Below are 17,413 nucleotides of genomic sequence, written 5' to 3'. Positions count from 1 at the left end.
CGTCAGTCTGCAAAAGCTGTGGGAGGGCACCAAGTGTGGCCGCGTAGCGTCAGAGGGTGTCGGACGATCGGCGGGCCCATAAGTGCCACACGTAACACGCTATTCTAACTCCGAACCCAACAAGTTATCCACAGGGTTGTGCCAGATTTTGCGGAAAAAATGGCACGACGGCCCCGGCTGCGGGGTGGCGCGGTTGTTGACAACGATGTAGAGAATGCCGATAATTCAGGGTTCCCCGCCCGTACTCCGTGTTTTTTCAGTTTACGATCAGCGCGGACCTTAGCGGGCGATGAGATTGGCCAGCTTGTGCCGAGGTTGTTGGCATAGGTGCGCGAAATGTCATTGGCACCAATAACTGAAGGGATTCCACTGGCGCGCATGCAGAGTACTTCCGCCGCGCGGCAGGCCCGATTTTGCATTTTTTTGCTTCTTTAGCGAGACCAACATGAAACGTACTTACCAACCTTCCGTCGTGCGTCGCAAGCGCACCCACGGCTTCCGTGCACGTATGGCTACCCGTGGTGGCCGTCAGGTTCTGAACGCACGCCGCGCCAAGGGCCGCAAGCGTCTGGCTGTATAAGCCAAAGCTTGTTCGCTGAGCGTGGACATCGGTTCCAACGGCTCGACAGGCGAAGGTTCACACGACTTCGCGCGCGCTCGGCGCATCGTTAAAACGGATGAATTTTCATCCGTTTTTCGTTTGCGCCCAGCTCAGAAAAGCGCGCACTTCGTGCTCTACACCCGCCAGAATCAGCTGCCCCATGCGCGGCTGGGCGTTGTCGTTGCCAAACGCTTCGCACCGCGCGCCGTCACGCGCAACACCATCAAGCGCCTGACGCGCGAACTGTTCCGCACGACCGGCCTGCCGCCGATCGATTGCGTCGTGCGGCTCGCGAAGCCGGTCAATACGAAGGCCAACCCGGCCACCAGCACGCCGTTGAAAGCGGCGCTGCGCATCGAACTGGCGCGCCTGTTCGCTTCGCAGACGAAGGCACGGCAATGAAGCTGTTCACGTTGCCGCTGCGGTTGCTGGTGCGCGCCTACCAGGTCGCCCTCAGCCCGCTGATGCCGCCCAGCTGCCGTTTCTACCCCAGTTGCTCGAATTACGCGCTCGAGGCGCTGCGCGTGCATGGTGCCGCGAAAGGCAGCTGGCTGGCCGCGCGCCGCGTGTGCCGCTGCCATCCCTGGAACGCGGGCGGGTTCGATCCCGTACCGCCAAAGCATTCCCCCACGACCGCTTGCGGTTGCAACCATTCCTGACTTGACCCAATGGATATCAATAAACGCACCATCCTGTGGATCGTCTTCGCCGTTTCGCTCGTCGCCCTGTGGAACGAGTGGATGATCTCCACCGGCCGGCCGTCCATGTTCGCGCCCACGCCGGCCAAGACGGCACAGGCTCCGGCCAAGGCACCCGCCGGCACGCCGTCCGCTGTCGGCACGACCGCCGGCGCGGCCGCGGTGCCGGGTAACGCGGCACCGTTCCAGAGCCAGACCGTGACGATCACGACCGACGTGTTCAAGGTCGACATCGACACGCTGGGCGGCCAGATCAAGCGCCTCGAGCTGCTCAAGTTCAAGGACGGCATCGACCCGACGAAGAACCAGCTGCTGTTCCAGCAAGGTGGCAACCGCGTCTACCTGGCGCAGTCGGGCCTCGTGGGCGCGGCGAACCTGCCGAACCATAACAGCGGCTTCACGGTACGCCCGGGCCCGCGCGCGCTGGACGGCAACAACCAGATCCAGCTCGTGATGGATGCGGAGCAGGGTGGCGTGCGCCTGACGAAGACGTACACGTTCAAGCGCGGCGACTACGTGATCGACGTGCGCCACGACGTGACGAACGTCGGCACGGCACCGGTCAACCCGGAGCTGTACCTGCAGCTGGTCCACGACGGCAACAAACCGGAAGGCTCGTCGTGGTTCAACTCGAGCTTCACGGGCCCGACGCTGTACACGGAAGCGGACCACTACAAGAAGCTGACCTTCGAGAAGGTCGAGAAGGAAGACGCGGCCAAGCGCGAGAACCCGAACTTCAAGCCGGACCACCCGACCAAGGCCGACAACGGCTGGGTTGCGATCTCGCAGCACTTCTTCGTGTCGGCCCTGGTGCCGCAGACGAAGCTGATGCACGACATCTTCACGCGCAAGGTGGATACGAACACGTACGCGATCGGCGTCGTGCAGCCGCTGGGCGCGCTGGCGCCGGGCGCCACCGTGTCGAACACGGCGAAGCTGTATTCCGGCCCGCAGGAAGAGGCGGCGCTGGAGAAGGTGACGCCGGGCCTGGAGCTGGTCAAGGACTACGGCATGCTGACGATCGTCGCCAAGCCGATGTACTGGGTGATGGAGAAGATCCACGGCGCGCTGGGTAACTGGGGCTGGACGATCATCGCCTTCACGATCCTGATCAAGCTGCTGTTCTTCCCGCTGTCCGCCGCGAGCTACCGCAGCATGGCGAAGATGAAGGTCGTCACGCCGAAGATGACGGCGATCCGCGAGCGCTACAAAGGCGACCCGCAGAAGATGAACCAGGCGATGATGGAGCTGTATAAGACCGAGAAGATCAACCCGCTGGGCGGCTGCCTGCCGATCCTCGTGCAGATGCCGGTGTTCATCTCGCTGTACTGGGTGCTGAACGCATCGGTCGAGATGCGCGGCGCGCCGTGGGCCCTGTGGATCCACGACCTGACGAAACCGGACCCGTTCTTCGTGCTGCCGGTGCTGTACGCGATCTCGATGTACGTGACGATGAAGCTGAATCCGCAGCCGGCCGACCCTGCGCAGGCGAAGATGATGCTGTTCATGCCGCTGGCGTTCTCGGTGATGTTCCTGTTCTTCCCGTCCGGCCTCGTGCTGTACTGGGTCGTCAACAACCTGTTCTCGATCGCCCAGCAGTGGGTGATCACGAAGAAGCTGGCGCCGGCGGAAGCGAAGTAAGCGCCAACGGCAGAGCCCGTGTCCCCTGGTGCCAGGCACCAGGGGACACAAGCTCAGCAGCAAAACCCGTGTGCAACACGGGTTCTTTTTTCGTTCCTTTAAAATCCTCCCCATGAATCTGGACACTTCCCCCATCGCCGCGATCGCCACCGCACCGGGCCGCGGCGGTATCGGCGTCGTGCGCGCTTCCGGCAAGAACCTGCAGGCGCTGGCGCAGGCGCTGTTTCCCGGCGTCGACCTGAAGCCGCGCCACGCGACGTATATCCCGTTCACCCAGGCCGACGGCACGCTGATCGACCAGGGCCTCGCGCTGTACTTCAAAGGCCCGCACTCGTACACGGGCGAGGACGTGCTGGAGCTGCAGGGCCATGGCGGCCCCGTCGTGCTGCAGATGCTGCTGCAGCGGGTGCTGGAGGCAGGACAGGCGTGCCACCTGCGCCTGGCCGAGCCGGGCGAATTCACACGCCGCGCCTACATGAACGACAAGCTCGACCTTGCCCAGGCCGAGGCGGTGGCGGATTTGATCGACGCGTCGACGGAAGCGGCGGCTAAGTCGGCCTCGCAATCGCTGTCCGGCGCGTTCTCGCAGGCGATCCACGCGCTGGTGGACCGCGTGACGCACCTGCGCATGCTGGTCGAAGCCACGCTCGACTTCCCCGAGGAGGAGATCGACTTCCTGGAAAAGTCCGACGCGCGCGGCCAGCTGCGCGGCATCGTCGAGGCGCTGGACCAGGTGTTCCGCCAGGCGTCGCAGGGCGCGCTGCTGCGCGAAGGCCTGAACGTCGTGCTGGTGGGCCAGCCTAACGTCGGCAAGTCGTCGTTGCTGAACGCGCTGGCCGGCGCGGACGTGGCGATCGTCACGCCGATCGCCGGCACCACGCGCGACAAGGTCACCGAGACGATCCAGATCGAAGGCATCCCGCTGAACATCATCGACACCGCCGGCATCCGTGGCCATGACGAAGCGGTGGACGTCGTCGAGCGCATCGGCATCGAGCGCACCTGGGGCGAAGTGGGCAAGGCGGACGTGATCCTGCACATGCTTGACGCGAACCACGGCCCGACCCGCGCCGACGAGGCGATCATCGCCGGCTTCCCTGCCGGCGTGCCGGTGCTGCGGATCTGGAACAAGATCGACCTGTCCGGCCACAAGCCGTCGCTCGACGCGAGCGAGGATGCGACCCACATCTACCTGTCCGCGCACGACCACTCGGGCATCGATCTGCTGCGCCGCGAGCTGCTGCGCATCGCCGGCTGGCAGCAGACGGGCGAATCGCTGTACCTGGCGCGCGAGCGGCACCTGATCGCACTGAAGTCGGCCGCCCGCCACCTGGAACGGGCCGGCGAACACGCGGCGCAGACGGACCAGTCGCTGGACCTGTTTGCCGAGGAGTTGCGCCTGGCGCAGGTGCAGCTGTCGACGATCACGGGGGCGTTCTCGTCGGACGATCTGCTCGGGGTGATCTTCAGCCGGTTCTGTATCGGGAAGTAGGCGCCCTCCCGCATGGCGGTAGCGGATTTACGACTATCGCCCGGTATCTTTCCATTGAAAAATTTTTCCTCCCTATGAAGGCGCGTGGCGGTCCCGCCGCGAAACGCCCCGGGCGTGCGGTGGCGCACGAAACCTCGCCTGTTGACCTGATTTAATCCTGCTATGATTGATCAGAGCAACTCGAGCGGGGGCGCTCAGCGGTCTTGACGCGGCTCATGCGGCAAGCCTTCCACTGACGTAATCTTGCTGGCAGTTGACGTGCTGTCTGAAAAGGGGAAGATCATGGAACCGACCCAAGAGCAGGTGCCGGCCGATGGTGCAAGCGCGCTGATGGCGCCGATCGCGGCGGCCACGCGGCCGCGCCAGGCATTGCCCCCAAAGGGCTCGTGCTGGTACTGCGAGAAACCATTGGACAGCGTGCGGCGCTTCTGCGGCAAGGAATGCGCCGATTCGTTCGACGAAGAAGCCGAATACACCCGCTGATGCTTCAGTCCGGGCGGCGCGCGCTTTCCAGCGCCGCCAGTGCGCTTTCGAAGTCATAATCGTAGGCGGCACGCGCGACGGCCTGCCAGGCCGCCTGGCCTACTGCTTCTTCCAGCACCGATTCCCATTGTTCCAGCAGATCGATCGCCGCGCCGTTGCCTTCATCGAACAGCGCTGCCAGCCGGTCGAGCAGCTCGTTGATGTCCTCCGGCGGCGTCATCGCCTCCCGCTGTTGCGGCGGCGGTGCCGATTCCGCGACGGCCGTGTCGATCCGCGCCTGCACGCGGTCCAGCGCCGCCGCCAGTTCGTCCAGTAATGCCGGCGCCGTGTCGCCGCCCGTCAGCGCCGCTTCCACCTTGATCGCCAGCGCCTGCACTTCACCGGCGCCCAGCAGCCCCGCCGTCCCTTTCAGCGTGTGGATCGTGCGCTGGGCACCGGCGTGGTCGCCGGCGGCCAGTTGCTCGGCGATGCCGTGCGCTGCCGCGATCTGGATGCCGAAGCGCTTGAGCGCATTGAAGTAAATGCGGCTGTTGCCCATCAGCCGCGCGATGCCCTGCTCGATGTCGAGCACGGCCTGTGTTGAATCCATCATCTATTTCGTCGTAAAAGACCAGTTGCGGGTAACGGCAACGCTGTCCGCGGTGCCGCTGAAACTCACATCATACGTGGTCCCGGCGGCGAGCTTCGTCAGTGGCACGATCGCCGCCGCCGATTGTGGCGTTTCGGGATCGACGGCGCGCGCCAGCAGGCGCACCGGCAGGTTGGCGCCGCCGCGCGGCCGAACCGTGAAGCTCGTCACCGTCACCGTCGCCGAGATGTCGGCATGCACGCTGATCGGGTATCCCACTTCGTTCAGGTTCGGCACCGGGTCGGGCGACTCGCTGTCACTCATGAAGTTCACCGGTACGGCTGTCTGATTGTTGGCGGGATAGACGACGACGTTACCGCGCCCCAGCCCGGCGCCGTAACCGCTCCTGGTGGCGAAGTCGGTGGTGAAGTAGGTGTAGTTGTTGTTGCCCGTCGACGCGCCCACACCCATCTCGCGGAATACCGGCTCGAAGATGACGAAGCGGTGGTAGATGGCCGCGATCAGCTCTTCGGCATGGAAGAAGCCGGAGCGGTCGCCCGCGGCCGAGATCACCTCGCCGTAGGCGTACGGCTGCACCAGGTTGTAGCCGGCGGCGGCAAAGCGGTTCGCCAGCGTCGTGCCGGTGAATCCCGGGTTGCCGCTGGCCTGGTCGTGCGATACCGTGTTGTTCAGGCGGAGGTAGTTCGAGTGGCCGGCGGCCGCGGTATCGATCTGCGCGTTGCGCGTGAGCGAGGACAAGCCGACCTGGTTGCGCCGGTAGTTGAACCACGCGAATCCATCCGCGGCCGTGTCGCCGGTGGCGGTCGGCGATCCCGGCACCGGGGTGGGCGACGTGGGCGTGACGGGCGTGATGCCTGTGTTGGCCGCCTCGCCACCGCCACCACCGCAGGCCGACAATGCCGCTGCGGCCAGCAGCGCCGCCAGTATCTGTTCCCATCGCAGGTTCATGCCAAGCTTCGAGCGCATCGTCACAGCTCCCATCGATCGCCGGTCCAGCCCGGCCTTGGCCGATTCTATGCCAAATTCCGCCGTGCGGGGATCTCGTTGCCGTTCCGTTAACATTGTTCGTTCACGCAGCGGCGGCGGTACAATAAGACTCACCCCAACACCTGGCGAGCATCCTTGAATACACCGCGCACCCGGCGCATGCAGCGCGCCAAATTCGCCTTGCCCAGCTCCGTCACGCTGCTGTCGATCGCGTGCGGTTTCGGCAGCATCGTGATCTCCGTGGACAACGCCCACGTCGGTTTTCCGCAGGATTACCGGCTGGCGGCCTTCCTGCTGGTCCTGGCCGGCATCTTCGATGCGCTGGACGGCTTCGTCGCACGCGCCACTGGCACCAGTTCCGAATTCGGCGTACAGCTCGATTCGATCGCCGACGTGATGAACTTCGGCTGCGCACCGGCCATGCTGCTGTACTGCTACGGCTTCGTGCAGATGGGGCCCGCCGATCCGACGCTGCTGCGCGCCGGCGGCCTCGCAGCGTTCGTATTCGTGGCATGCGGCGCGCTGCGGCTCGCGCGCTTCAACGTCAACGTGGGGCGCACCGATCCGAAGTACTTCGTCGGCATGCCGATCACGGCGGGTGCCGCGTGCGTCGCCGCCGTCGTCGTCGCCTGGCCCGATCCGCCGGAAACGAGCCTGCAGGGCTGGCTCGTCGTGCTGCTGCTGTTCGTCGTCGGCAGCCTGATGGTGTCGACGATCCGCTTTCCCAGCTCGAAGCAGAAGAAAAGCATGGCGGCGCTCGTGGTGCTGCTTGTGAACGTCGGCCTGCTCGCGTGGCTGCGCTTCTATTACTTCGTGCTGTTCTTCGTGCTGTACATCGCCGGCACGCTGGCGCTCAACCTGGCATGGAAGGCGGGCTGGAAGGGCATCGCGCCGCCGCAGGTCTATACCGACGACTGACGGGCATCACTCACGCGCCGTCACGGCACCTCGTGGCCCTGCGCCGCGCGCAGGATGCCGAACCACTGCGTACGCGTCAGCGCAAACTGGGCGCCTTGCACCGCCTCGGCGATCGCCTCGATGCGGCCGCTGCCCGTCAGCGGGATCGGCGCGCACGGCAGCCGCATGATCCATGCGAACACCACGCTCGCGAACGGGCGCCCCGTCTCGGCAGCCACCTGTTCGATCGCCGCGCGCAGCGGCGCGCTTGCCGCATCGTCACGGAACAGCCGGCCGCCGCCCAGCGGCGACCAGATCATCGGCGCCACGCGCCGGTCCTGCAAGCCATCGAAGGTTTCGTCGTACAGCGGAGCGAGATGCAGAGGCGAGAACTCCACCTGGTTCGTTGCCAGCGCGATGCGCCGGTGCAGGCTTTCGAACTGGTGGCGCGAGAAGTTCGACACACCGAAGTGCTTCACCTTGCCCGCCGCGCGCAGGCCTTCGAACGTTTCCGCGATCTCGTCGAAGTCCATCAGCGGATCGGGGCGGTGGATCAGCAGCAGGTCCAGGTAATCCGTACGCAGCGCCTTCAGCGAGTTGTCGACGGACGCCAGGATATGCTCCGCCGACGTGTCGTACTGCTTGATCGTGTGCGCGGGCCGGGCCGGCGAGACGAGCTGGATGCCGCACTTGCCAACGATCTGCATCCGTTCGCGCAGCGTCGGGCGCAAGGCCAGCGCTTCGCCGAACAGCGCCTCGACGCCGTAGTTGCCATAGATGTCCGCGTGGTCGAAACTCGTGACGCCCAGTTCCATGCACTGCTCGATCAGCGCCAGGCGCTGCTGCGGCGTCATCCCCCACTCGCCCATGCGCCACATGCCGGCGACGATACGCGACAGCGCGAGGCCGTCATCGGAGGTGCGAACGACAGGGCAGGGGGAGGGCATCTTCGTCATGGCAGCGATATCGATAGTGGAGGAGCAGGAAATTATAGAGCGGGCGCCGGCGGCGCAGCGCATAAGAAAAAGCCCGCGCATGGCGGGCTTGCTGTGTTGCGGCGGTTTATTTCAGCCAGAGCCGGATCGAGTCCCAGGCGCGGCCGAAGATCGAGGCCTGGTCCACCGTCTGCAGTGCCACCACCGGCAGCTCCAGCAGCGGTTTGCCGTCGACCATCATCTTCAGCTTGCCGACGTTGGCGCCTTCGGCCACGGGGGCCACCAGCGGGTCCTTCCGCTCCAGCACCGGCTTCATCTTCGCGGCGACGCCTTTCGGCACCGTCACCAGCACGTCCTGGCGGAAGCCGATCTTGATCGTGTTGCTCGAACCCTTCCAGATCTGCGGCGTATCGACGGCCTGGCCCTTCGAATACAGCTTCACCGTGTCGAAGTTCTGGAAGCCCCAGTTCAGCAGCTTCTGGCTTTCGGCCGTACGGGTCGCGTCCGAGTTCGTGCCCATCACCACGGAGATCAGGCGGCGTTCCAGGTTGCCGTTCGGGCGCTTGGCCGACGCCACCATGCAGTAGCCGGCGGACTCGGTGTGGCCCGTCTTCATGCCGTCCACGGTCGGGTCGAGCCACAGCAGGCGGTTGCGGTTCTGCTGCGTGATCTTGTTGTACGTGAAGCTCTTGACGGAGTCGATCTTGTAGTACTGCGGGAATTCCTGGATCACGTGCTTGGCCAGGATCGACAGGTCGCGGGCCGTCGTGTAGTTCTCCGGGTGCGGCAAGCCGTGCGAGTTGGCAAAGCGCGTGTTGGTCATGCCGAGGCGCTGGGCCTCGCGGTTCATCAGCGTGACGAACGTCGCTTCGTCGCCGGCCACGGCTTCGGCCAGCGCGACGGCCGCGTCGTTGCCCGACTGGACCATCAGGCCATACAGCAGGTCGTTGATCGACACGGGCACCGCCGGGTCGATGAACATCTTCGAGCTGGAGGTGTCGACCTTCCATGCCTTCACGGAGACGTTGACCTTCTGGTTGATGTCCAGCTTCTTGTCGCGCAGCGCCTCGAACGTCAGGTACGCCGTCATGATCTTGGTCAGCGAGGCCGGCTCGACGCGCATGTTCGGGTCCTGGGCGGCGATCAGCTGGCCGCTGGTCGCATCCAGCAGCAGCCAGGACTTGGCGGCGATCGTCGGTGCGGGCAGGGTCTGGGCGGAGACGGAAGAGAGAATCAGGACACTGGATGCCAGTGCCGCGAGGAGTTTTTTCATGGATCTGGAAATCTGTAAATGGCGCTCGAACCGAGCGAAAACCGGAACCGCTTCTACCGTAGCGTAAAAGCGGGCCCGGACATTATAGGCGCTCAGGCTTCCTCGGGGTCGTCCTTTTGCTGCGCGCGGCCGAGCCACAACGCGATGACCCAGCTCTTGATGTGATTCAGTTTGCGGTGGAAGAAGTGGTCCGCGCCCGGGATCACGACCACCGGCACGTCCTGCGGGCGGGCCCAGTCGAACACGGCCTGCATCGGGATCGTGTCGTCGTTCTCGCCGTGGATCAGGATCGTGTGCGGCGGGATGTCCGCCATCTGCCACTTGCCGGCGGCCGCGCCGACCAGCACCAGGCCTTCGACGGGCGTACCGGCCGCGGCGAGGCGCTGCGCCAGGTGCGATTGCACATAGGTGCCGAACGAGAAGCCGGCCAGTGCCACCGGCAGGTCCGGAAACTTCTCGACCATGTGCCGGTACAGCAGCTCCATGTCGTCCGTTTCGCCTTGGCCGCGGTCATGCTCGCCCTCGGACTGGCCCACGCCGCGGAAGTTGATCCGCGCCACTGCATAATCGAGTGCGACGAAGGCGCGCGCCAGTGTCTGCGCGACCTTGTTTTCCATCGTGCCGCCGTACAGCGGATGCGGATGGGCGACCAGCGCGATGCCGCGCGGCTTCTTGCCATCCAGCGGCAGGTCGAGCAGGCCTTCCATCAGGCCCGCACCGCCCTGCATCGTGAAGTGCTTGGTGTTCTTGTTCATCATTACTTGATCTTCAGCCTTTCAACGGGTTTGCCGCCGACGAGGTGGCTGTCGATGATCTCGTCGATGTCGGAGGTGTCCACGTAGGTGTACCAGGTGCCCTCGGGGTAGACGACAAGGACGGGGCCATGTTCGCAGCGGTCCAGGCAGCCCGCCTGGTTGATGCGCACCTTGCCTTCGCCGTTGATGTCGAGCTGCTTGCAGCGCTTCTTCGCGTGCTTCTGCGCCTGCTCGGCGCCGCGCGGGCCGCAGCTCTCGCGGCCGTCGTCGCGCGTGTTCATGCAGAAGAACACGTGGTGCTTGAAATAAGGAGTGTCGCTCATGGTGCCTCGTATGCGCGGTTAAGCCAAGCCGTAATGATACCCGCGATCACGGCTTATTGAGTTGATGGGAGGGCAGCCACAGGAACCACAGCGCGCAGAGCGGCCAGAGCAGCGCGAGGAACTGCGCCGCGCCGTTGAAGTTGAGGAATTTCCCTTGCACCCACGCTTGCATCGTCGCGCTGAAGTAGGGGTTCACGGGGGTGCTGTTGACGACCACGAGGCTGAGCAGGATCGTGGCGATCGCGAGGCGGCGCTGCGCGACCTGCGGTGCGAACGCGAGGCCCGCCACCATGATCCCGCCGATCAGGAAGCCGCCCTGCGCGCCCGGTGTGATCCATGCGAACGCGTTCTCGGGCGTGAACAGCAGTGCCGACGCCAGCGTCTTCGTGCACACCGCCGCGACCAGCAAGGTGGCGGCCAGCAGCACGCGCGGCGCCGTGCGGCGCGTCAGGCACAGCAAGGTCAGCGCCGCGCCGACCATGCCGCACGCGGTGATCATCGTCTCGGACAACCAGTACTGTTCCACCGTTAGCTCCGGGTCCGGGCGCACATAGGACAGCAGGTCGATGTCCATCTCCAGCAGCTCGCCCAGCCATTCGGACAGGATCGGCAGTACCTGGCCCTGGCCGAACAGGAACGACGTCGGATAGATCTGGGCCAGCGGCCACAGTGCCATCAGCACCAGGCCCTGGCTGGCATGCGGCGCGAACCAGTGCTGGCGCAGCCGGTACAGGTGGCTCGTGTCCAGCAGCTTGCGCGCCGTGAGCACGCCGATCAGGCCACCGAGCGCGCAGCCGGCGGCGTTCGTATAGAAGTCGAGGTTCGACGACACCCGGCTGGGCAGGTAGGTCTGCACCGCTTCCATCAGGCCGGACACGAGCGCGCCCAGTACGGCGGCGACGAGGAAGCCCCAGATGCCGCGTATGCGCGGGTGCAGCGCATACGCGATCAGCATGCCGAACGGGACGTAGCCGATCACGTTGATGACGGCGTCGAACATCGTCCAGTAGCGTGGCATCGCCGTGTGTTCGAGGAAGATCAGCGGCGACAAGCCCTGGTTGTGCCAGCCGGAGAACGGGTACCAGCTGGCGTAGACGATCAGCAGCAGGTAGGCCAGCAGCGCTGCGCGCGCGACCGGGGAGCCGCGCCGTGGCCGGGCGTGCGCCGCGGGCATCGGCGCCGGAGTGCCGGCGGCCGCGGAACCCGCGCGTTCGTCCTCGCTCATGCTCAACGGGGCGGCAGCGTCGCCAGCCAGGCAAGCAGGCCGGCCGTGATCGCGTCTGACGCCGCGGCCAGCGCGCTGGCGCCGCCGGCCGCGTCGGCGCTGGGTGCCGGTGCCGAATGGGTGAACGTGCGCTGGTCGACGAGCTTGTGGTCGCGGAACAGCGAGGCGCGCAGCGAGATGTTCGCACTGCTCTCCTTGGCGCTGGCGAAGTTCTGCGAGAACTCGTCCATCTCCAGCCGCAGCAGCGGCACGCCGCCGGTGGCGTCGGTGGTGGACAGCACCTTCACGCCGCCCTGCGCGATGCGCGCCTTTACACGCTGCGACAGCAGCTGCAGCGGCGTGGCGGCCCAGCGGTTGTACGCATAGGGCAGCGATTGCTGCGCGTTGGCGTAGACCAGCCGGTAATACATGCGGTCCGTATCGAGCATGGCCGGGCCGGTGACGTCGGCGACGACGAGCGCGGGGAAGCTTGCCGCCGCGGGCGTCGCGGCGACCGGCGCGGCGACGGGGCCGAAATCGAAGCTGGTGGGCGCCGGGCCCTTGCTGGAAGCGCAGCCGGCCAGCAGGGCGGCGGTGGCGATGGTCAGGAAGCGGAACTTGGTCATGGTGTCGGTCATTCTCACTTGGCGGGCGCCGTGAAGCCCGGCTCGCCCGGGCCGGGGACGGGTTCCGGCGCGCCGAACAGGATGCTCTGCGGGCGGTCGTTCAGGGTGTTCATCGTGCGGCGCACGGAGCGCATCGACGAGCGCGTTTCATCCGTCAGCGCCGTGATGCTGGGCAGCGTCTCTAGCTGCGCGCCCGTCGTCACGGCCTCCACGCCATTGACGGCGCGGTCGACGGAGTTGCCGAGGCGCGTCAGCGTGCCGTCCGGCCCTTGCAGGCTTTGCGACAGGCGCGTGACGTCCTGCGCGAGCGCGTTGACGGAGTCGATCGCGCCTTCGGCCTTCGTGGCCAGTGCGGGCAGCCGGTCGATCGTCGGGCCGAGGCGCTCGGGCAGTTCCTTGTAGCGGTTGACGGTGTCGCTGACGTCCGAGAACGCGGCCAGGATCGTCTTGCGATTCTCGTCGGACAGCAGGTCGTTCAGCTTTTCCGTCACCTTCTCGGCCTGCGACAGGATCGCCGTGCCGCGCTTCTCTAGCTGGTCGAGCAAGCCCGGATGCAGCGGGATGCGGGCCGGATTGTCGGCATTGGTGGCCAGGCGCGGCGAGCCGACCGAGTCGTCGTCGAGCTGGATGTAGGCGATGCCCGTCACGCCCTGGTAGCCCAGCGTCGCATACGTGGTCTTCGTGATCGGCGTCTCGGGATCGATCGACAGGTGGACGAGGATCTGGCCCGTCATCTTCGGATCGAAGTCGATCTCGTCGACCTTGCCCACTTCCAGGCCCCGGTAGCGCACGGCCGCCTGGGGGTTGAGGCCAGGCACGGCCAGCGTGGTGGCCAGCAGGTACGGGTCGTATTCCACCCGGTCGCGGTTGAACCAGATGCCGAACAGGATCGCGGCCACGAGCAGCGACAGCGTGAAGATGCCGGTCATGAAGGCGTGTGATCGGTTTTCCATGTGTGCTCCTTATGCTTGGCTGCTACTGCAGCGCTTCCAGCGCGCGTTTGCCGCGGTCGCCCAGGAAGAATTCCTTGATAAACGGGTGATCGACCTGGATCACGTCCTTGGTCGGCCCGACCGCGATCACGTGCTTTTCCGCCAGCACGGCGATGCGGGTCGACAGCGCGAACAGCGTGTCCAGGTCGTGCGTCACCATCACCACCGTCAGCCCCAGTTCCCTGTGCAGGGACTTGATCAGCGAGACGAAGCTTTCCGAACGGTCCGGATCCAGGCCGGCGGTCGGCTCGTCCAGGAACAGCAGCTTCGGCTCCAGCGCGAGCGCGCGCGCCAGCGCCACCCGCTTGATCATCCCGCCGGACAGGTCGGACGGCATCTTGTTCGCATGCTCGGGCCCCAGCCCGACCATGTTCATCTTCAGCAGCACGGCGTCGCGCACCAGGTTATCGGGCAGCACGCGCAGCTCGCGCATCGGCTGCGCGACGTTCTCGAACACCGTCAGCGCCGAATACAGCGCGCCCTGCTGGAACAGCATGCCCCAGTGATTGCGCAACAGCTGCAGCTGGGCGGGCTTCGCTTGCGTGATGTCCTCGCCGAACACCCGCACGCAGCCCTTGGTCGGCCGCTCCAGGCCCAGCATCTGGCGCAGCAGCACCGTCTTGCCGGTGCCCGACCCGCCGACGATCGACAGGATCTCGCCCTGCTCGATCGTCAGGTTCAGGTCATTGTGAATGACCGTCTTGCCGAACTTCGTCTGCAGGTTCGTGATCTCGACGACGGGCACGCTGCCGTCCAGCGTCAGTTTGCCCGGGGTCTCCGGGCAGCTGCGGTCCTTGTCGTCGGCCGCCTGCATCAGAACCCCACCCCGTTGAAAACGATCGCGAACACGGCGTCCGCCAGGATCACGACGGTGATCGCGGTGACGACCGACGTCGTGGTGCCGCGGCCCAGGCTCTCGGTATTGGGCTGGATGCGCAGGCCGAAGTGGCACGAGACGAGCGCGATCAGCATGCCGAACACGGTACCCTTGCCCAGGCCGATCATGTAGTTCGCCAGCGGCACCGCATCCGGCAGCTTCTGGATGAAATAGCGGGCCGACAGGTTCAGCTCCAGCTTGGCCGACACCATGCCGCCGATCAGCGCCATCGTGTCGGTCCAGATGACCAGCAGCGGCATCGAGATGGCCAGCGCGACGACCTTCGGCATCACCAGCCGGAAGCCGTGCGAGATCCCCATCACGAGCATCGCATCGAGTTCCTCCGTCACGCGCATCACACCCAGCTGCGCGGTGATCGACGAGCCTGAGCGGCCGGCCACGAGGATCGCGGCCAGCAGCGGGCCCAGTTCGCGGATCACGCTCATGCCCAGCAGGTTGACGAGGTAGATGTCGCCGCCGAAGTTGCGCAGCTGCTGCGCCGACAGGTAGGACAGCACGACGCCGATCAGGAAGCCCACCAGCGCCGTGATGCCCAGCGCCTGGAAGCCGGCATGGAAGATGTTCGCGGAGATCTCCTTCCACGGCCCGCGCTGCGGCGCGGCGATGAAGCGCCACAGGTCCTGCACTACTTGCCCGATCAGCCGCACGAATCCATGCAGGTGCTCGGCGAAATGCAGCATGCCGCCACCGAGCGTCGTGATCCAGCCCATGCGCTGGGCGCGTTGCCGCGGCAGCTCGAGCCGGCCGGTGGTCTCCAGCCGCTTGAAGAACTCCTCCTGGCCAGGCGCCAGCTTCAACGTGGCGGGCCGCTTGTAGCCCCACGCTTCCCAGAACATCTGGGCGCCGATGTGGTCCATGCTGTCGACCGCGGTCAGGTCCCATTGGGCATCGGCGGCGATCTGGTTGAATTTCGCGGAGATGGCCTTAATGGTCTTGCGTTGAGCCAGCGCGTGTACCTGCCATGTGCCATCGGCGGTGATGACCGTCGATCCCGACGCGCCGCCGGGTTCAAATGTTAAGGTTGGCTCGTGTGCAATGGGCATGTCGCCAGTGTAAGTGAGATTCGTTTCGTTCGCTACGGGGGCTGCCTCAACGGTGTGTGACAGCGCACTTACGCGGCCAGGTGGCGCGCTTGGCGCTGCGGCGCCGCGACTTGGGGCGATTGCGCCGCCTTCTGCTTCCCGCCATGGCCGTCGCGCGCCAGCAGGTCCGCCGCGTCCTGGACGCCTTGCTGCTGCAGGTATTTGCCAACGAGGGCCGCAAGGCGGTCCAGCGCGATGCGGTGGGTGGCATCAGTGTTCGCGTACAGCCAGTCCGAGAAGGCCATGAAGTTTGCGAACGGTTGTGCACCCAGCAGCACCGGCGTGGTGCAGGTGAAGCGGCCGGAGTTGGCGACCAGGTCCCAGTAGCGCGCGAAGCGCACCAGGCGCTGCATCGTGGCGAAGTCGATGTCGCGGTTCGCCAGGATCGTGTAAGGCGGATACGGATCGAACACGAGGCCGAAGCTGTCCGTGTGGCGGATAATCGGCGTGCCGCGCAGGCGCTTCAGGATGCCGAACTGGATCTCGTGCGGGCCCAGGGCCCACAGCTTGTCGAAGCCCTGCGCAAAGCTCTCCACCGTCTCGCCGGGCAGGCCGGCGATCAGGTCCACGTGCATGTGCACGTGCGAGTGCTCGCACAGCCAGCGGATGTTGGCGGCCGCCTTGTCGTTGTCCTGCTTGCGCGAGATGTGCCCCTGGACTTCCGGGTTGAAGCTCTGGATGCCGATTTCGAACTGCAGCGCCCCCGGCGGGAACTTGGCGATGCCTTCCTTCAGCGCGTCCGGCAGGTGATCCGGCACCAGCTCGAAGTGGGCGTACACGGGATCGTCCGGGTGCGCCGCCAGCTTATCGAGGAAGAACTGCATGATCTTCAGGCTCGTCTTGATGTTCAGGTTGAACGTGCGGTCGACGAACTTGAAGAGGCGCGCGCCGCGCTGGTACAACGCTTCCATCTCCCCGAGGAAGGTATCGATATTGAACGGCCAGGCCGTCTTGTCCAGGGCGGACAGGCAGAACTCGCACTTGAACGGGCAGCCGCGCGACGCTTCGACGTACAAGGTGCGGTGGGCGATGTCCTCGTCCGTATACAGGGAGTAGGGCAGCGCGATGTCGGCCATCGGTGGCTGCACGCCGGCGTGCACCTTCATCAGCGGTTTCGGGCCGTGCAGGATCGCGCGGCACAGTTGGGGGAAGGTGACGTCGCCCCAGCCGGTGACGACGTAGTCCGCCAGCTGGACGATCCTCTGCTCGTTCGTTTCGTGCGAGACCTCGGGGCCGCCCAGGACGATGACGACATGCGGCGCCACCTGCTTCAGCGTGGCGACAAGCTTTGTTGTCTCCTCGACGTTCCATATATAGACGCCGAAGCCGACGATCTTCGGCTCATGTGCGAGGATGCGTTCGACCAGTTCGGTCGTCTTCGCGCCGATGACGAATTCCGCGATGCGGGTAACGTCCTGCAACTCGCCCATGTTCGCGCGCAGGTAGCGCAGGCCCAGCGAGGCGTGGGTGTAGCGGGCGTTCAGGGTGGAGAGGAGGATCGTCATCGGCGGAAGGGAAACGCGAAAAAACGCATTTTACCCCTTGCGCAACGGGTGGCGGTTCGCTATAGTTCTGTCCCTCGCAGCGAACAACGACGCAGCGAGCTGTCGAAAGCGCGAAGCGCTGGAAACAAAGAGGGGTTGACGAGCTGCACGAAACACCGCATAATCTCATCTCTCTGCTGCTGACAAACACAACGATTTGTCGCTAACGTAGCAAGGCCTGTAAGGGCAGAATTCTTTAACAATCAACAGTCGATAAGTGTGGGCGTTTGATGATGTGCCCTGAACTTCGGTTCAGATAGCTCAAAATATATAGCATCAAACGCTCGCACAAAATACGTAATCATCTTCGGATGATTCGTCAGTATTTTGAGTGAGTGACCCTAGCAGCAATGCTAGAAAACAGAGATTAAACTGAAGAGTTTGATCCTGGCT

At 65.2% G+C, this 17,413-nt stretch carries 19 protein-coding genes; 7 read left to right on the top strand and 12 right to left on the bottom strand.

The window, feature by feature from the left end:
• The first annotated feature begins 445 nt into the window (after positions 1-445).
• From rpmH to IP92_RS27985, 6 genes are all read left to right on the top strand, one after another.
• Complete coding sequence (gene rpmH / locus IP92_RS28010; protein ID WP_040378179.1) at positions 446-580, top strand: 50S ribosomal protein L34; 135 nt, start codon at positions 446-448, stop codon at positions 578-580.
• Between the two features lie 21 nt (positions 581-601).
• A complete protein-coding gene (gene rnpA / locus IP92_RS28005) occupies positions 602-1,003 on the top strand; it encodes a ribonuclease P protein component (RefSeq protein ID WP_229419012.1) in 402 nt (133 codons plus the stop codon).
• Complete coding sequence (gene yidD / locus IP92_RS28000; RefSeq protein WP_145881624.1) at positions 1,000-1,260, top strand: membrane protein insertion efficiency factor YidD; 261 nt, start codon at positions 1,000-1,002, stop codon at positions 1,258-1,260. The genes rnpA and yidD overlap by 4 nt, the downstream gene beginning before the upstream one ends.
• A gap of 9 nt (positions 1,261-1,269) precedes the next feature.
• Positions 1,270-2,940 (top strand): membrane protein insertase YidC, encoded by a 1,671-nt coding sequence (yidC, locus tag IP92_RS27995; protein WP_145881622.1) that lies wholly within the window; start codon positions 1,270-1,272, stop codon positions 2,938-2,940.
• A gap of 112 nt (positions 2,941-3,052) precedes the next feature.
• Entirely contained in the window at positions 3,053-4,432 is a 1,380-nt protein-coding gene (gene mnmE, locus IP92_RS27990; RefSeq protein WP_145881620.1) for a tRNA uridine-5-carboxymethylaminomethyl(34) synthesis GTPase MnmE, read from the top strand.
• A gap of 282 nt (positions 4,433-4,714) precedes the next feature.
• Entirely contained in the window at positions 4,715-4,915 is a 201-nt protein-coding gene (locus IP92_RS27985) for a hypothetical protein (RefSeq protein ID WP_145881618.1), read from the top strand.
• Positions 4,916-4,919: 4 nt separating this feature from the next.
• On the opposite strand, the gene IP92_RS27980 is transcribed toward IP92_RS27985, so the two are convergent.
• A complete protein-coding gene (locus IP92_RS27980) occupies positions 4,920-5,507 on the bottom strand; it encodes an Hpt domain-containing protein (protein ID WP_145881616.1) in 588 nt (195 codons plus the stop codon).
• Positions 5,508-6,452: a CAP domain-containing protein gene (locus IP92_RS27975; RefSeq protein ID WP_229419011.1), complete on the bottom strand. Its 945-nt coding sequence runs from the start codon at positions 6,450-6,452 to the stop codon at positions 5,508-5,510. It lies immediately after the preceding gene.
• Positions 6,453-6,650: 198 nt separating this feature from the next.
• Here IP92_RS27975 and pssA point away from each other — a divergent pair, with 198 nt between their 5' ends.
• Positions 6,651-7,409 (top strand): CDP-diacylglycerol--serine O-phosphatidyltransferase, encoded by a 759-nt coding sequence (gene pssA / locus IP92_RS27970; protein WP_145881716.1) that lies wholly within the window; start codon positions 6,651-6,653, stop codon positions 7,407-7,409.
• Between the two features lie 20 nt (positions 7,410-7,429).
• Here pssA and IP92_RS27965 read toward each other — a convergent pair whose 3' ends face one another.
• From IP92_RS27965 to IP92_RS27920, 10 genes are all read right to left on the bottom strand, one after another.
• Positions 7,430-8,335, bottom strand: a complete 906-nt coding sequence (locus IP92_RS27965) for an aldo/keto reductase (RefSeq protein ID WP_145881714.1) — start codon at positions 8,333-8,335, stop codon at positions 7,430-7,432.
• A 115-nt stretch (positions 8,336-8,450) separates the two neighbouring features.
• Entirely contained in the window at positions 8,451-9,596 is a 1,146-nt protein-coding gene (locus IP92_RS27960) for a D-alanyl-D-alanine carboxypeptidase family protein (RefSeq protein WP_145881612.1), read from the bottom strand.
• 92 nt (positions 9,597-9,688) lie between these two features.
• Positions 9,689-10,351: an alpha/beta hydrolase gene (locus IP92_RS27955; protein WP_145881712.1), complete on the bottom strand. Its 663-nt coding sequence runs from the start codon at positions 10,349-10,351 to the stop codon at positions 9,689-9,691.
• Positions 10,352-10,353: 2 nt separating this feature from the next.
• The gene (locus tag IP92_RS27950) at positions 10,354-10,674 is read right to left on the bottom strand and encodes a (2Fe-2S) ferredoxin domain-containing protein (RefSeq protein ID WP_145881610.1); all 321 of its coding nucleotides are present in this window, start codon (positions 10,672-10,674) and stop codon (positions 10,354-10,356) included.
• A gap of 46 nt (positions 10,675-10,720) precedes the next feature.
• Positions 10,721-11,899 (bottom strand): VanZ family protein, encoded by a 1,179-nt coding sequence (locus IP92_RS27945; protein ID WP_371860992.1) that lies wholly within the window; start codon positions 11,897-11,899, stop codon positions 10,721-10,723.
• Positions 11,900-11,901: 2 nt separating this feature from the next.
• Positions 11,902-12,516, bottom strand: coding sequence for an ABC-type transport auxiliary lipoprotein family protein (locus IP92_RS27940; protein WP_145881607.1), 615 nt, complete (start codon positions 12,514-12,516; stop codon positions 11,902-11,904).
• Positions 12,517-12,518: 2 nt separating this feature from the next.
• A complete protein-coding gene (locus tag IP92_RS27935) occupies positions 12,519-13,457 on the bottom strand; it encodes an MlaD family protein (RefSeq protein WP_145881605.1) in 939 nt (312 codons plus the stop codon).
• 22 nt (positions 13,458-13,479) lie between these two features.
• On the bottom strand, positions 13,480-14,310 hold the full coding sequence (locus IP92_RS27930; protein ID WP_145881603.1) for an ABC transporter ATP-binding protein: 831 nt from the start codon (positions 14,308-14,310) through the stop codon (positions 13,480-13,482).
• Positions 14,310-15,437: an MlaE family ABC transporter permease gene (locus IP92_RS27925; RefSeq protein WP_145881601.1), complete on the bottom strand. Its 1,128-nt coding sequence runs from the start codon at positions 15,435-15,437 to the stop codon at positions 14,310-14,312. The genes IP92_RS27930 and IP92_RS27925 overlap by 1 nt, the downstream gene beginning before the upstream one ends.
• A 68-nt stretch (positions 15,438-15,505) precedes the next feature.
• The gene (locus IP92_RS27920) at positions 15,506-16,981 is read right to left on the bottom strand and encodes a B12-binding domain-containing radical SAM protein (RefSeq protein WP_145881598.1); all 1,476 of its coding nucleotides are present in this window, start codon (positions 16,979-16,981) and stop codon (positions 15,506-15,508) included.
• Between the last annotated feature and the right edge of the window lie 432 nt (positions 16,982-17,413).

It is taken from the genome of Pseudoduganella flava (assembly GCF_007830495.1).
GTDB classification, from domain to species: Bacteria; Pseudomonadota; Gammaproteobacteria; order Burkholderiales; family Burkholderiaceae_D; genus Rugamonas; species Rugamonas flava.
The sequence above is the reverse complement of the archived record's forward strand: the minus strand, read 5'-3'. Positions and strand labels throughout refer to the sequence as shown.